The sequence below is a fragment of the Aureispira sp. CCB-QB1 genome (assembly GCF_000724545.1).
Taxonomy (GTDB): Bacteria; Bacteroidota; Bacteroidia; order Chitinophagales; family Saprospiraceae; genus Aureispira.
The window spans coordinates 22279-38010 of sequence record NZ_JHBV01000017.1 but is presented as its reverse complement, the minus strand read 5'-3'; the positions used below and the strand labels follow the sequence as shown (position 1 = coordinate 38010).

Annotated in this window: 11 protein-coding genes; 5 read left to right on the top strand and 6 right to left on the bottom strand. The window is 35.9% G+C overall.

From position 1 onward, the window contains the following. Together CG11_RS08430 and CG11_RS08425 are read right to left on the bottom strand one after the other, a co-directional pair. A partial coding sequence (locus CG11_RS08430) for a SprB repeat-containing protein (protein WP_197043804.1) occupies nucleotides 1-4808 on the bottom strand: 4808 nt, incomplete at its 3' end. Between the two features lie 58 nt (nucleotides 4809-4866). Further along, entirely contained in the window at nucleotides 4867-5265 is a 399-nt protein-coding gene (locus CG11_RS08425; protein WP_052595074.1) for a hypothetical protein, read from the bottom strand. 455 nt (nucleotides 5266-5720) lie between these two features. On the opposite strand from CG11_RS08425, the gene CG11_RS08420 reads away from it, so the two are divergent. Both CG11_RS08420 and CG11_RS08415 read left to right on the top strand, forming a co-directional pair. After that, on the top strand, nucleotides 5721-6413 hold the full coding sequence (locus CG11_RS08420; protein ID WP_052595072.1) for an SDR family NAD(P)-dependent oxidoreductase: 693 nt from the start codon (nucleotides 5721-5723) through the stop codon (nucleotides 6411-6413). Between the two features lie 14 nt (nucleotides 6414-6427). Beyond that, a complete protein-coding gene (locus tag CG11_RS08415) occupies nucleotides 6428-7084 on the top strand; it encodes a flavin reductase family protein (protein ID WP_052595070.1) in 657 nt (218 codons plus the stop codon). A 108-nt stretch (nucleotides 7085-7192) separates the two neighbouring features. On the opposite strand, the gene bshA is transcribed toward CG11_RS08415, so the two are convergent. Next, entirely contained in the window at nucleotides 7193-8332 is a 1140-nt protein-coding gene (gene bshA, locus CG11_RS08410) for an N-acetyl-alpha-D-glucosaminyl L-malate synthase BshA (protein ID WP_052595068.1), read from the bottom strand. A gap of 860 nt (nucleotides 8333-9192) precedes the next feature. Between bshA and nadC the strand changes: the two genes are divergently transcribed. From nadC to CG11_RS08395, 3 genes are all read left to right on the top strand, one after another. Beyond that, nucleotides 9193-10044, top strand: a complete 852-nt coding sequence (gene nadC / locus CG11_RS08405) for a carboxylating nicotinate-nucleotide diphosphorylase (RefSeq protein ID WP_052595067.1) — start codon at nucleotides 9193-9195, stop codon at nucleotides 10042-10044. Between the two features lie 3 nt (nucleotides 10045-10047). Further along, on the top strand, nucleotides 10048-10494 hold the full coding sequence (locus CG11_RS08400) for an ABA4-like family protein (RefSeq protein WP_052595064.1): 447 nt from the start codon (nucleotides 10048-10050) through the stop codon (nucleotides 10492-10494). Between the two features lie 1015 nt (nucleotides 10495-11509). After that, nucleotides 11510-12910: a tetratricopeptide repeat protein gene (locus CG11_RS08395; RefSeq protein ID WP_197043803.1), complete on the top strand. Its 1401-nt coding sequence runs from the start codon at nucleotides 11510-11512 to the stop codon at nucleotides 12908-12910. Between the two features lie 82 nt (nucleotides 12911-12992). On the opposite strand, the gene CG11_RS08390 is transcribed toward CG11_RS08395, so the two are convergent. The 3 genes from CG11_RS08390 to CG11_RS08380 form a co-directional block, all read right to left on the bottom strand. Then, nucleotides 12993-13781, bottom strand: coding sequence for a tetratricopeptide repeat protein (locus CG11_RS08390; RefSeq protein WP_052595060.1), 789 nt, complete (start codon nucleotides 13779-13781; stop codon nucleotides 12993-12995). 111 nt (nucleotides 13782-13892) lie between these two features. Further along, nucleotides 13893-14258, bottom strand: coding sequence for a hypothetical protein (locus tag CG11_RS08385; protein ID WP_052595057.1), 366 nt, complete (start codon nucleotides 14256-14258; stop codon nucleotides 13893-13895). Between the two features lie 244 nt (nucleotides 14259-14502). Beyond that, nucleotides 14503-15438, bottom strand: coding sequence for a hydrogen peroxide-inducible genes activator (locus tag CG11_RS08380; RefSeq protein WP_052595055.1), 936 nt, complete (start codon nucleotides 15436-15438; stop codon nucleotides 14503-14505). Nucleotides 15439-15732 lie beyond the last annotated feature (294 nt).

Genomic DNA, 15732 nt, shown 5'->3' with positions numbered 1-15732 from the left:
GTTGCAGTACCATCCGTACCACCATGACAGCTTACTGCTGTTGTGCTTATTGTTGCTGTTACTTGACTTGGTTCGCTTATGGTAGTACTGGCACTATCAAAACAACCATTCGCATCAATTACTGTAACTTGATAACTTCCTATTGGTAGGTTAGTAATAGGATTAACAGTTTGTGTATTACTCCAAGTATAGGTATATCCACCGCCACCACCAGTAACGTTTGCTGTTGCAGTTCCTGTACTAGTTCCAAAACACAATACTGGGGTATTAGAGATAGTCACGGAAGGATGTTGATTAACGATCACATTAGTAGATGCTGTATCACTACAACCCAAAGCCGTTGTTACTGTAACTATATATTGACCACTGTTTGCTGCAACAGCATTCAATAAGGTTGGATTTTGTTGAGCACTAGTAAATGCATTTGGACCAGACCAATTATAGGCAACTCCTCCATTACTAGTTAGATTAATGGTATCATTTTCACAGATAGGAGTATTGTTATTAATCGTAATGGTAGGTTTAGGATTTACCGTTACGACAACAGAGTCTACCATATTACAAATTGGCACAAATTCTATGTCATCCAGACCGAAATCATTTCCACCATTACCAATATTTTGATTAACAATACAAATTGTAGCAGTGGTGTTCGTGCCAGAATTCCAAGTAGCAAAGAATTGATTCCATTGACAAGTTGTAGAACTTGCACTAAATGGATTTCCTACATTGACACCATTGATAGAAAACTGTAGACTAGCAGGGTTTGTTGCTTCAACCGAAGTAACCCACGTACTAAATTGATAGTCGGTGTTAGGGGTTACATTGACTGTTTGACACCAGACACTTTGATTGGCAACAGTAGAACCATTTACAATCATAAAGTTTCCTGAGGAAGAAGTATGATCTGTACAAGATGAAAAATTGTTATGTGTATTACTTGAGTTGGTATTAATTGCATATGTTCCTGCATTGGATAATTGTCCAAATGGACCTCCTGTTCCTACTGTATAGGCACTAGAAAACCCAACGTCTCCATCTTCAAAATCACCATTATAAATAATGTTAACACCAGATAAAATATCAGCAGTAACATAATAAGTAGTAGTTGTTGTTGGGAATGCTAGTGGATTTTGCGCATTAGCATTATTTAGACTACCCGCAGGTGTCCATGTATAACCATCAGCCAAGGTCGCCGTTAATTGTGTTGTATCGCCTTCACAAATTGTCGTATCGCCACTTGCACTAAAGGTTTGAGTTGTTTGTAGAATAACAGTACAAGCAGTATCTGTACAACCATTGGCATCCGTTATAGTTACGCAGTAAGTACCTGGTAATAGTCCTGTTGCAAAGGCTGTTGTTTGGTTACCTGTATTCGCATCCCACAGGAAGTTGTAGCCAGGTGTTCCTCCTGAACCAAAGGCACGAGCAATTCCATCACTACTTCCATTACAACTAACAGGTGTTCCTGTTGTCGTAGCAACTACTGGAGTAGGTTCATTGATAACGATGCTATCAATAGCAACACAATTGTTATTATCCGTTACTGTAACAATATAAGTACCTGCCACTAAATTACTAATCGTTGCAGTATTGGCTCCTGTACTCCAGTTATAACTATAAGGAGTAAAGCCACCAGAAGGAGCTACTGTTGCTGTTCCATCACCAGGAACAGTGCCGTTACAAGATAAGTCTGTTTTTGTAATTGGTGTTAATAGTGGTGCACCAACATTTACAATAATAGAATCGAAGCCTATACATCCTTGTGCATCGGTAACAGTAACAACATGAACCGCACTTGTTGTTGCTGGAATAACTTGTGTATTTCCAGAGGGACTCCATGCGTAATTGGCAAAGCTTCCCGCATCTAAGAATACGGTATCGCCTGCACACAATGTAGTCGAACCACTTGGCACGATAGTCGGAGTTGGACCAGGAGTAACGGTAATTTGTACAGAGCCAGTATCCAAACAACCCAATGCATCAGTAGTTGTAACACTAACTAATTGTGTGGTTGTAACGGTAACTGTTTGATTGGTGTCGTTCACAGCTGTAGACCATTGATAAGAGCTATAACCAGCTCCTGCATCTAATGTTACAGATTGCCCAAAACAGAATGTCGTTGGACCGCTGGTACCTATTGTAATTGGATCAATGCTTGTACATCCAACGGCACAGCATGTCAGCGAATCAGGGTCACCATCTTGACAAGATGTACCTGATAAAGCGAAAACTGTAATTTGTGCACATTGACTAGGCGTTAAGCCTGTAACTTGGAAAGAATCTACGGTTGCTCCCACAATATTAGGAGTATTACCATTTACAGAAACGCTATAACCGGCTGCACCAGGAATAAGTGCCCAGTTAAAAGTAACAGTAGTTGATGTAATATTTCCACAAGTTAAAATTGGGGCAGGTAGTGCAGAATCAATTGTGATGTTAACAATACCTGTATCTCTACAGCCAAATGCATTTTGTGCAATGGCCATATAAGCAGTATCAACCGTTGGATTTACAAAAGGACTATCACAAGCCACACAACTAATATTATAATTAGGACTCCAAGAGAAAGTCGCTTGCGATAAATCTTGGAAAGTAAGGCACCAATCTGTTAAAGTTCCATTAGTTGTTCCTAAACCTGAATTGTTGTGTACAATTCTTAGTGTCCATGTACCATTTGTGGTGGCACCAATCAAGGTATTAAAACCCGATGCTCCTGCTTGTGGATAGTATGAACCCGCAGGAATTCCTCCAAAGAAAGGTATGGATGTAATTGCTGCATTTCCAGCCGCAGAAGAGAAGGTTGAAGAAGGAAAGGCTGTGTTCAGTCCTCCATTTCGATTACTTAATGTAACAACTTCTCCACTAGGAGCAATTAAATCAATTGTAATATGCCCTATGGCATTCATATTAATACCCAATTGAGTACTTAACGAAGCTATAAGTGCTGAGTTGATAACGCTAGGTGCAACTCCAGAAACATTTAGGGTAACTAAAGTTGTATTCTCTGTAACAATAGTAGTTGATGCAGGGATACAGAAATTTTGATTTCCAGAACTTGCTGCTACGCTTGCCCCTAGTTGTATTGTTGCACCATTACAAATCGTAGCATCTGGACTAACTGTAATATTAGCTGGATAAGGCGAAGAAATAGAGACAGTATCTGTTTGTACAGCACAAACACCATCATCGTAACTAACAACAAAAGTATCTGGTTCTATTAGAAATGCAAGAGGATTTTGAATGTTAGGATTGTTTAAATTGCTTGTTGGTGTCCAAGAATAGGTTGGACTACTGGGGGCAGTACCACCATAAACAACATTTAAGTTAAGTTGGACAGTGTCCAATTCATTGTCACAAATAAAATACTCACTTGCAGTTGCTTCGAAGGTAGTAATCCCTATAATTGACAAATTAAATGTATCTCTAGCATCACATTGACCTCCTGGACTAGATAATTCGTAGAAGATATTATGGTTGCCAACTGGTGTATTAGCCAAGTCTATTTCCCCTGTTTGTGTATTGACAAAAACGACTCCTGTATTGGAAGAAAAGGTTCCGCCAGGGGTGCCGGTAATGACTCCTGTTGGATTGCTTGGTCCTTGTTGGCAATAAACAGTATTGGGATAGGTAAACTCTGCATTAGGAATACCGATGACAATAATCGTTACGGTATCAACTGTGACACAACCACCGTAACTAAAATCAACCTCTAAAACAATTGAATCGTAGGCAACTCCAGCGGGGAGGGGAGGAGCTGAAATACTGGGTTGTGCTAAGGTGTCATCAGAAATAGTGGCAGGAATACCTCCTATCTGCGTCCACTTATATTGAGAGAAACCAACATAAGTGACAGGGAAGGTATCTATGGGGATTTTTATACTATCCCCCGAGCATATGGTCGTATCCCGCAAGTCAATTCCCGGAACAATGACTTCTATGGTTACAATTTCTTGACAGGTATTGGTTGGCGTTGTTGATTGGACCGCTATGTCAAATTGTTGTGTTCCAATATGAGAACGATCTGGAGTGAAAACGGCTCCTATACTTATCGTATCGTGGTTTAGCCCTGATGCGGTAAACAAAGAGGCACCAGGGAAGACACTATTGATGGTTGTAAAAGGTTGATATATTCGAAGGGTATCCGTGGGATTGCCCGAAACACCTATTTGTATCCCAAGTTGATCGTTGGGGCAAACAACGTACTGCCCATAAACAACACTTGTATCGGTTAAAAATCCATTGTTAATAGGATAATTAAGTGTATCTATATTGTAACCTAAATTACAGGGACAGCCAATACTACCTGTACCTGCATTGGAGGTACTAAAAATATTCGTCGGCTGATTAGAAAAGTTGGTAATCATCAAAATGTAGACTGAGCCTGCTACAGCATTAGATACTTGTACAAATTCGGTAGCTACTGAGGAATAACTACAGGTATCAACGACATTGCCGTTGGCAAGTGTACCATTTCCTAAATTGCCACAAAAACTTTGAGCGGTTGCAGCATCGGGATAAGGTCCCCAAAGAATATAATCAATATCTACACCAGCAGTGTTTTGTAGAGTAATGTCAATTGTTCCTGATTGAGAAACGGTTAAGGTAAAAAAGGTTGGATTGGGTTGGGTGATTAAGCAATCGTAATTGTTGCCTGTTGGAGCTGTAGGACCATTAACGGTAGCAGCGTATTGGTTAACACTATCACAAAATGGAGTTGCATTATAGCAAGAATCACTTTGTGCAACTATGTTTGAACTTCCTAATAGTAGGACAAACAGCAGGAAGAGTTGATATATCTGTTTCATATTTTTTATTATAATGGTAGATAGTTGAATCAAAATTTTTTAATGATAATAATGAGAACTATCTATAGGAGGATTTTAATTGAGCCAATTCTTTTTCTAGAACTTGGATTCTATCTTTTGTGTTTTTTAAAGCTGTTTGGTACTTCTGAAGCATACTAGGATCTACATTCGTAGAAGCTTTAGCATCTTTAATCGCTTGCTCCAAATGAGGAAGTTGATTTTTTAACTTATCAATTTCATGGGCATGATTGATCTTAGGAGAGGAGGTGGTCGTGTTGACTTGTTTCATTGGACAAGATGAACAGGCTTTTTTATCAGCAGTTTGCTGTTTGGCTAATTCGTCTAAGTCCACTTTGACAAAACCTAATTCTTGCATACGTTTTTCTGTATCAGAATTTTGTCCAAAAATTAGGGAGGGACTTATAATAAAGCAAATAAGTAGGAGGATGTATTGCATGATTATTTTTTTATAGAATTAAATGTGACTTAATTTTTAATTAAACGTGAAGTTAATAATAGTTGATATACGAATGATTAATAAAAAAAAAATAAAATTAGAAAAAGAAGGTTTCTAGTTGACCCCAAAACTGGGTAATTGGTATTAAAAAAAACTTGTTATATTGCTTTTTTGTTAAGCATAGGTGATTTCCTTAAAAGAGAATCTCTTTTTAAGAAACGTTAGGTTTAAATACTATGCTGCCTGATGTTGCCACTATATTTAGAAGCTTTCTAAAAAAAGACTTAAATAATGTAGCGTTGTTGGAAACATTAATTTATGCTGCTGTTGTTTGGTATCAAAAGCACATACTAATCGGTGACGTATTCTTTAAAAAAAACGCTTCTTAACTCAACATAATAAGTAGAAGGCTGTTGTTTTGATATTATGAAAGTTGATTACAAAAATGAAGAACTATGAAACAACAATATATCATCGTTGGGGGGAGTCGGGGGATTGGCAAAGCAACTGCTGAACTTTTAATCAAAGAAGGACATCACGTCCATATTATTGCTAGAAATATGCCAGAGTTAGAAGGAGACTTTGATTTTTATTCTTGTGATGTTCTAAATGATGTGTTGCCTTCCATTTCAGCGAAAATAAATGGTCTTGTATATTGCCCAGGCAGCATTAATTTAAAACCATTTAAAAGCTTAAAGGAAAAAGACTTTCAGGCAGATTTTGAAATTAATGTCTTGGGGGCTGTAAAAGTCTTGCAAGCTTATGTTAAAGGGTTGCAGGCATCTAGTGAAGGATCTGTCGTGCTTTATAGTACAGTTGCCGTTCAAACGGGAATGGCGTTTCATGCATCTGTGAGTATTGCAAAAGGGGCGATAGAAGGACTTGTTCGTTCTTTGGCAGCGGAGTGGTCACCCAATATTCGGGTAAATGGTATAGCGCCCTCCATTACAGAAACAGATTTAGCTGCTCGATTATTGCGTAACGATAAACAAGTCGCTGCAGCAGAGGAGCGACACCCTTTGGCAAGAATTGGTCAACCATTGGATGCTGCTCAATTAACCGTATTTTTATTGCAAAATACATCTTCATGGATGACAGGGCAAATAATTGCTTTGGATGGAGGAATGTCAGCCATTCGAAAATTATAAAATAGAAAAAGGATATGATTAACAGGGTAATTCAACGAGAAGAATTGTTAGAAATGGAGCATTTGTTTCGAATCAATTTAGTTAATAGTATAACAGGATACAAGTCGGCTAGCTTGATAGGAACGATAGATAAAACAGAGCAAACACCTAATTTAGCTATTTTTAGTTCTGTAACACATTTTGGCTCTGAGCCACCTTTGATTGGATTTGTATTACGCCCAACTACTGTTTTTCGGGGTACTTATGAGAATATAAAATCAACAGGTTTTTATACGATTAACCATGTTAACACATCTATTATAAAAGCGGCACATCATACCTCTGCAAAATATCCAGCAGAAGTTTCCGAGTTTGACAAAACAAACTTAACTCCAACTTTTAAAAATGACTTTTGTGCTCCTTATGTGAAAGAGGCACAAATAAAAATAGGGATGGAATTTAAGCAAGAGATTCCAATAACATTAAATGGAACCATTTTGATTTTAGGTCAAATCCAAGAAATGATCGTACCCAAAATTTGTTTGCAAGAAGATGGTTTTGTCGATTTGAATGTAGCGGAAACGGTTGCAATAAGTGGATTGGATGCGTATCATTTTCCTAAGCAATTGGCTCGTTTTGAGTATGCTCGTCCAAATCAACGTGTTCGAGAAATAAAGGATAGAAAATTATAGACCGTAAATGCCAAGTGGAGCGTTATGTACGTTAAGTCATCAAACAGATAGTGTTTAAAAAACTCTATGATGCTTGATGACTTAATTGCTTGACAGTGTTGTTATTGTTTACTTGGCATACACAGCGGTATCAATTACTTCTTGATAGTATTCTTCATAGATAGGAAGGATATTGTGAATATCAAATGTTTTAGCCTGTTCTAAAGCATTATTTCTAAACGCTTGATGTATTTCATCCGTACTAAAGATTTTGAGTGCATTGGCAGCCATATCTTTTACATCCCCGATATTGCTTAAATAGCCCGTTTTGCCATGTATATTAACCTCTGCTAAGCCTCCAGCATTAGAAGAAATGACAGGAACTTCACAAGCCATTGCTTCTAGAGCAGATAGACCAAAACTCTCACTACTAGAGGGCATTAGGAACAAATCAGAAATAGCTAAGAGTTCTTCAATGGCATCTTGTTTGCCAAGAAAACGAATGTCGTCACAAAGATTTAATTCTCGGCAAAGCTGTTCTAAGTTTTGGCGTTCGGGACCATCTCCAATTAACAAAAGTTTGGAATCTATTTTTTTGCGAATAATGTCAAAGATACGAATGGCATCGTCTACACGCTTGACTTTTCTGAAATTTGAAATATGTGTGATAATTTTTTCCCCATTGGGGGCGATTGCCTTTTTGAAGTGATCTTTGTCTGTTTTTTTGAAACGGTTAAAATCAATAAAATTGGGAATAACTTTAATTTCTTTGGCAACATCAAAGAAGTTGAGCGTATCTTGTTTTAAGCTTTCAGAAACAGCTGTCAGCCCATCGGACTTATTCATTGCAAAAGTAACTGTTGGCGCATAGGCTGGGTCTTTTCCGACTAAGGTAATATCTGTTCCATGCAATGTGGTTACAACAGGTATATAAATTCCTTCGTTCAGGAGAATTTTTTTTGCCATATAAGCAACCGAAGCATGAGGAATAGCATAATGAACATGCAAAATATCTAGCTTGTCGTATTTGACAACATCCACTAATTTGCTAGCTAACGCTGTTTCATAAGGAGGGTAATCAAATAAAGGGTAATTGGCAAAGCGAACTTCTTTGTAAAAAATATTTTCGTGAAAGGCATCTAATCGAGCAGGTTGTCGATAGCTGATAAAATGCACTTTATGTCCTCTAGAAGCCAAGCCTTTTCCTAGTTCAGTTGCTACCACTCCCGACCCTCCATAAGTAGGGTAGCACACAATTCCAATTTTCATCTTATGCTATTTTATATTTAGTAGTTGGTTGATGGTCATGAGATCGCAAGCTTAGTTAACAAAAAATAGATGTATTTCTATTGCTCTGATAATTAATAGTGTATTGTGAGATTTGAATTTATTGATTATCAAACGAACAAGATTTAGCTATACTGCTGCTACATGGTTTCAACGAACTGTTGTTATATAATTACTTTGTGGGGCACTTAAATTTATGCATTTTATTGCCTGAGATCGTTTTTTGATTTTACGATATATTAAAAAAAACGTTTAGTTGACGATTGTATCCTATTATTTTTAAGAGCAAAAATACCGTATAGATAACAGGTGTCAACAGGTGCAATTATCCCATAAAGTAATATTATAATTAAATTAATTTACTTACTACTACCACAACCTCAAAGAAAAGATTTTTTGTGAAGAATCTTTTTAAAAAGAAGTGATTTTTAAATGATGTAACACAAAAATGACCAAGCTTAAATTTTTTATTAAAAGCTTAACTCAGCACTGAATCTTCTCAATCCACTTAAGTTTTAATAAAAAAATTAGAACAGCTTACTGCTCATTACTTCCATTCGTAGTCATTCTTAGCGTATTAGTACATTTATTAGAGTGATTCGAACGAGTGTTTTATCAGCTAATATTATAATTCTTATAAATTTCAATAGTTCGTTGAAACCACATAGTAGTAGCGCAGCTAACTATTAATAAATGATTACATAAGAACAAAGAAAGGTTCAAAATAGTTGTCTCTATTGGAACATTCAGTCAAAATCTTGTGTTCAAAAGATAAAATGTTTAGCTTTGCTTAAAATGTAAAATAAGTATCCTTTGTTTTTGAATGAAAAATATAAATTATTATGAATAAAATAAACGACCAAGAATTGCTCAATTTTATAACCAATGCTTTACACGAAGATATTCAAGATGGTGATCATACTTCTTTGGCTTGTGTACCCAAAGGGGCGATTGGAAAAGCAAAATTATTGGTTAAAGATGAAGGAATCTTGGCAGGTGTAGCCTTGGCCAAAAAAATTTTTCAGCATGTTGATCCCGATTTTGAGATAGAGATATTTATTGAAGATGGAACGCCTGTCAAATATGGCGACATTGCTTTTGAGGTACGAGGAAAAAGTCAAGCAATTTTAAAAACAGAACGTTTGGTTTTGAATGCTATGCAGCGAATGAGCGGTATTGCGACAATGTCTCGACAGTTTGTAGATGCTGTAGATGGCTTGAATGTTCAAATTTTGGATACACGCAAGACGACTCCTCTGTTGCGTTTCTTAGAGAAATGGGCTGTTCGAATTGGTGGCGCAACCAATTATAGAACTGGTTTGTACGATCGAATTATGATTAAGGATAATCACATTGATTTTTGTGGCACCATTACAAAAGCGGTCAATCAAACACAAGCGTATTTAAAAGAACAGCATTTGGATTTGGAAATTACTTTGGAAGTGCGAGATATGCAAGAATTGCAGGAAGCTCTAGAAGTAGGGCAAATTAATCGAATTATGTTAGATAATTTTGATACAGATACGATGCGCAAAGCAGTGGCTTTGATTGATGGGCGATTTGAAGTAGAAGCTTCAGGCGGCATTACTTTAGAAACTGTCCGTGCATATGCAGAAACAGGAGTGGATTTTATTTCTGTTGGCGCCTTGACACATTCTTTTAGAAGCATGGATTTGAGTCTTAAGAAAAAATAAATCATGGATACAGCATTATTATTCAAGCTTTTTAACACAGCAGTATTGCTCCCTTGGGCTTTATTGCTGTGTTTCCCAAAATGGAAGGGAACTCAAAAAATGATTGACTGGCACTTGCCAATTGTTCTCTTAGGTTTTGCTTATTTAATACTTTTATTGATGACCTTGTGCTCGCCTTCTAGTGGAAGTCCAGTAGATTTTATGTCTTTGGCTGGAATTAAAGCAGCTTTTGCAAGAGATGAAGTTATGCTGATTGGGTGGATTCACTACCTTGCATTTGATTTATTTGTAGGTATGTGGGAGGTAGTTGATGCTCAAAAGAGAGGAATAACACATTTTCTATTGATTCCTTGCCTTATTGGTACCTTTTTGTACGGACCAGTAGGTTTTGTTTTGTATTGGGTGCTCCGCCAGTGGTATCATTCTAAGGCAAAGAAAGAAATAGGATAGTGTTGGTTATGTTATGTTCTGATTAGGTCAAGACGGATATACCAGTGATAAGCATCATCGAAAGGACTTGTACCCAAAATCTAGGGCTTTGATAAACGCTTACACCTTGTTCCGAGATGTCCTTACCGATGTGCATTAAAACAACCGCAAAGAATAAACTCAAAATTAGCATAAGACTCTGTTTTGAAGGTGAAAAAATAAATTTTTGTAAAAAGATATAGTGTATCTTGTTTTTTTTGGAGAAACAAGACACTACATTGATCTCTATATAATATTAACTCAAAAAAAGTACCAAAAGTTTTCTTTGGCTTTGATTTTTTAGGGTAATTTTTTTACAAAAAAAGTACCCTTTTAAAGAAGTTACTGAAACGTATTTTTAGAGAGTGTATTGGTGGTAGAATAGGGGATGTAATAAAAATAAAAAGGCCAAGTTGCCGAAGCAACTTGACCAGAAAACTAAACCCTAAAACCCATGAACTACAAATATAAATATTTTTTTCAGAAAGTCAAAGAAATGAGCTATTTTTTTTAGGAAATGAATTTTAAGGAGCTTCAAAGCTTCTTCTTATCTTGTTGGTAGAAGGAATTATTTTTTGTAAAGATAGGGGCTATTAATAGTAACAACATTATTATTAAGGAAGCGACTTAGGGATAGATATTGAGTGCATGTTATTTCTAGGAAAATGATTTTGGGGTTAATATTTTATTTGTAAATATTATAATAAAATCAGTGTGCTTTGTTGTCAATAGTTTTATGATTTTTTATTGCTAATAATATTGTACCTTTGTAATCGTTTTGATATTGTAATTAGAACCTAATTTAGTATCGTTTTTTTGATATTTTAAAAATGAAAATGTATTGATTATGAGTGAAATGGTTTGATAATTGCAACTAGCTCAATAGTTATTCAAATTACTAAAATTGGCACTGCCCAATACCCCGCAAGAAATACCAAACACGAAATAAAACAGTTCCATGAATACTGGAAAAAAAAGCACTTTAATAGTTGCTATTATGATGATAATAGCTACCCAATTGATACAAGCCCAAACCGAACAAGAGTTTTACACTTCAGCCACTACAAAATATGAGTTGGGGCAATTTGAAGCAGCAATAGAGGATTATACCAAAGCGATTGAACTAAAAAAGAGTTATACCTACGCTTTTTATGGTCGGGGGCTGACTTATATGAGTTTGGGCAAGTATGCAGAGGCACTAGCTGATTTTGAGAAAGTCGCAGCGTTAAACCCTAGGTTTATCAATGTTTATTATAGCAAAGGTCGAAGCCGATTAAGTCTAGGCGACTACAAAGGAGCGATTGAGGATTTTAAAAATGCTATTATGAGCAATGAGATGAATTCATATGCTTATGTTGGAATCGGAAATAGTTTGGCTGCCTTGGGCAAATATGAAGCAGCTTTGAAAGAGTTAGACAAAGCGATAGAAATTTATGAAGGAGATGCACATGCTTTTGTGGTGAGAGGATTGGTTTATGATGCCATGGAAGAGTATGAAAAAGCTTTGTTGGATTACAACAAGGCTATTGAGATGAATCCGAAGGATGCCCGTGCTTTTGCTCAACGAGCTGTTACTAAAGTAAAAATGAAACGCCAACAAGAAGCAACTTTTGATTTTAATAAGGCTATTGCTTTGAATCCTGAATATGCTCCCATTTATATCAATCGAGCGACTTCAAAAAAGTGGCTGAGAAATTACAAAGGAGCTATTCAAGATTATACCAAAGCGATTGAACTAGAACCAAATAATGCTATTGTTTATAATGAAAGGGGGATTGTAAAAGCAGAAATGGGGGATTATACGCATGCCATTGAAGATTATAACAAAGCAATAGAACTAAATTCTACGTTTAAGGAAGCGTACATTAATCGAGCTTGGGGCTATTATCAATCAAAAAATTACAAACAGGCGATTGCTGATTATACAGAGGTTATTAAATTGGATCGAGAAAATATTACCGCTTATTTTCATAGAGGAGAGGCGCAGTTAGAAGGAGAAAATTACGAATTGGCTATCAGGGACATGTCTAAAGTAATCGCTTTCGATCCGATGCATTCGGAGGCTTATTGTAGTAGAGGTATGGCAAATTTTAAAAATGGATTGTCTCAAAAATCTATTGAGGATTATGACAAAGCGATAGAATTGAACCCTCAATTTACCACAGCTATTCGTGCTCGTGCTGCCGCAAAGTTTGATTTATATGATTTTAAAGGAGCTATTCAAGATTATAATCGTTTAATCAAACAAGAACCAGGAGATGCGGTTGCTTATTTTGATCGAGGGGTTGCCAAACTAAAAGCAGGCAATACGAAGGCTGCTTGTAGTGATTTTTCTAAATCTAGAGATATGGGGCATGAACCAGCACAGCAGGCTTTGAGTGAATTTTGTGGGGAATAATTTAAGCAGATCAATAGGATAATTAGCAGTTAACCCAAAGTTAAAATATGATGATGAAAATTATCAACTATACCAAGAACGATTAGGATAAATCAAGTTCATCCAAAACTGTTTTTGCTTTTTCAAAACCATATTGATAGGCTTTTTTGAAATCTTTTGTAGCTTTTTTTTGATCTTGAAGCTGCAATTGAACAATGCCTCTATGATAATACGCAATGCCATTTTTAGGTTGACAACGAATAGCTTTTGAAAAATCGTTAAGTGCTTTTTTATACGATTTTATGCTTAAGTAAAGTAAGCCTCTATCGTTAAAGATATTGGCATCATTTCTATTGTATTGAATTGCTTTTTTGTAGTCTAACAAGGCTCCATCAAAATCCTTTAAAGCAAACTTTGATAATGCTCGATGTCGATAAGCATTGACATATTTGGGGCTTATTTTGAGGGCAATATCAAATTCTGAAATAGCAGCTTGATGCTGCTGTTGGAGGGCTTTTTGAATGCCAATATTAAAACGAGCAACAACGTGTTTGGGGTCTATCTCAATTGCTTTGAGGTAGTCTTCCAAGGCGTTTTGTGCTTGTCCTAAAGCCATTTTGGCGATGCCTCGATTGCTATACGCATCAGCATAATGTTTCTTTTGTTGAATCGCTTTATCATAGTCCTCTATTGCTGCTTGGTAATGCCCTAATGCTGCTCGACAAACGCCACAATTGTTGTAAGCAGCAGCAGGGTTAGGATAGTTTTTAATAGCTTTTTCATAATAACGAATTGCCTTTGCATGATTGTTTTTTTGTGCTTGGGCATAACCTTTATGAAAAGGAGTAGTGGTAAAACTACCTATAAAAGCAAGCAGTATTTTTTTGACCATATTTAACAGGGAACTTCTGAACGATGAATAAAAAGTAATTGAAAAACGTAAGGGGCAATTTGTTAGTTCTTGATTCTAGTTGGTAGTACGTTTCTCAGTCAATTGAAAGGTTTAATTTTCTTTTTTCATAATATAGTATATCAATGTACTGGTCTTATCCAAGATTTTATGAGTCTCAATTAAAGTATACCCTTGTTTAGCCATGAAGTTCAAGGCATCGACAACAGAAGCAAAAATAATTTCATGACCATTTTTGTCTTTTATCGTATTTCGAAGGCTAGGATCGGCCAGGCGGTTGTTGAAACGAGGAGCATTGTATCGTGTTCCAAAGTCTATATAAATATCACTTTCGTCTTGATTGGAAACCATCCGAATATATTCAGATTCTATCTTAGTAAAATCTTTTCCATTTAAGGTTTGGGCAAAAAGTGGACTTGTTAGCGTGAAAAATAAGAGGTGTAGTAAAAATACTTTCATGTTTTTATATTTTAGATTTATTAATACGCGTGTTTATAAGCAAGGGTTTAGAAAAACCATAGAAGTCATGTAGTAATAGGGTAGCTAAATCTTTCTGCTTTTTAGCTGTATTTTTGAGGAAGATTACTTAGATGCTTATATCAAATAAAAAATTGGCAATCAATTCTTTTATAAAAAAAACTAGAATTGTAGTATTAATGTACAAAAAAACTTACAACCTATTCTATTTTTTAAGAATGTTGTGTTAAATAGGAGCTACTAACCATTTTTTTCGTTGTTGTTGTTCTAAAATAGGATGAGTAACATTTTGAATAGAGGTCTGAATGGAGTCTAAAATTCTCTTTTTTACAAAATGTTGGTGGACAACAAGGCTAATTTCGCGGGCAGGTTGAGGAGCTGAAATTGGATGTAAATACTCAAGGTCTTCTTCTGGTAAATCTAAAGTTGCCAAATAAGGAAGTAAGGTAATTGCTTGGTTTTTTCGTACAAATTTCATCAACGTATCAATTGTTCCTGATTTGTACTCTAAGTTCCAATTATCGTCGCGTTGAGTATGAAGGTTACAAATCGTTTCTACTTGTGTACGAAGACAGTGCCCTTCGTTGAGTAACCAGAGGCGGTTGCAATCAATTTCACTTACTTTGATATTCTTTTTGGAGGAGCGTCTAGTTTTGTCAAATAACAAAAAGGGCTCATTGTATAATGGCTTTTCAATTAGCGTATCGTGTTTTAGGGGAGTTGATAAAATGCCAATATCAAGGTTTCTGCTCTCTAAACCTTTGATAATATGATCGGTTGTCATTTCGCTAATGACAAATTTTATGTTAGGGTGTTGCTGTACAAAATTATTTAAGAATAGCGGCAACAAGTAAGGCGCCACTGTTGGAATAACTCCAATGTTTAGTTGCCCACTAGATTCTCCTTTCAAATCTCCAACAACCTCATCCAATATATCCAATTCTTTGTGAATGATTTTTAGTTGTTTTAAAATCGCTGCTCCTTCTTTGGTTGTTGTAATGGGCTTGGTTTTTCGGTCAAACAATTGCAAGCCCAATTCACTCTCTAGCTTTGAAACCATTGTACTCAGTGTAGATTGTGTGATAAAACATTTTTCAGCTGCCTTACCAAAACTTTGAACTTCCGCTACAGCAATAGCATACTTTATTTGTTGAATATTCATTGATGCTGTCAATATAAAGGTTGAAAATATCGTTTTTATCAATCAAATATAAGCCATATCTTGCAGATGTTAATCATTATAGTGTTAAAAATAGTTCTTTATCAAGCAATTTTTAGCCGTATCTACAGTTGATAGATACTTAGATTTAAATATTAAAATCAAAAAACATGGCACATCAAAAAAACAAAATATCTAAAGAGCGTGTTAGGGAATGGAGTAATTATAGTTACAACAATAGGGATGAGTCTGTGTGGCAGGACTTTTTATTTCTGCAAATTTTCTTAAAAAAACTTA

What these genes read in the sequence shown, in the direction of transcription:
- CG11_RS08425 (WP_052595074.1), bottom strand. Translation starts at nt 5,265, where the DNA reads ATGCAATACATCCTCCTACTTATTTGCTTTATTATAAGTCCCTCCCTA.
- CG11_RS08420 (WP_052595072.1), top strand. Translation starts at nt 5,721, where the DNA reads ATGAAACAACAATATATCATCGTTGGGGGGAGTCGGGGGATTGGCAAA.
- CG11_RS08415 (WP_052595070.1), top strand. Translation starts at nt 6,428, where the DNA reads ATGATTAACAGGGTAATTCAACGAGAAGAATTGTTAGAAATGGAGCAT.
- bshA (WP_052595068.1), bottom strand. Translation starts at nt 8,332, where the DNA reads ATGAAAATTGGAATTGTGTGCTACCCTACTTATGGAGGGTCGGGAGTG.
- nadC (WP_052595067.1), top strand. Translation starts at nt 9,193, where the DNA reads ATGAATAAAATAAACGACCAAGAATTGCTCAATTTTATAACCAATGCT.
- CG11_RS08400 (WP_052595064.1), top strand. Translation starts at nt 10,048, where the DNA reads ATGGATACAGCATTATTATTCAAGCTTTTTAACACAGCAGTATTGCTC.
- CG11_RS08395 (WP_197043803.1), top strand. Translation starts at nt 11,510, where the DNA reads ATGATGATAATAGCTACCCAATTGATACAAGCCCAAACCGAACAAGAG.
- CG11_RS08390 (WP_052595060.1), bottom strand. Translation starts at nt 13,781, where the DNA reads ATGGTCAAAAAAATACTGCTTGCTTTTATAGGTAGTTTTACCACTACT.
- CG11_RS08385 (WP_052595057.1), bottom strand. Translation starts at nt 14,258, where the DNA reads ATGAAAGTATTTTTACTACACCTCTTATTTTTCACGCTAACAAGTCCA.
- CG11_RS08380 (WP_052595055.1), bottom strand. Translation starts at nt 15,438, where the DNA reads ATGAATATTCAACAAATAAAGTATGCTATTGCTGTAGCGGAAGTTCAA.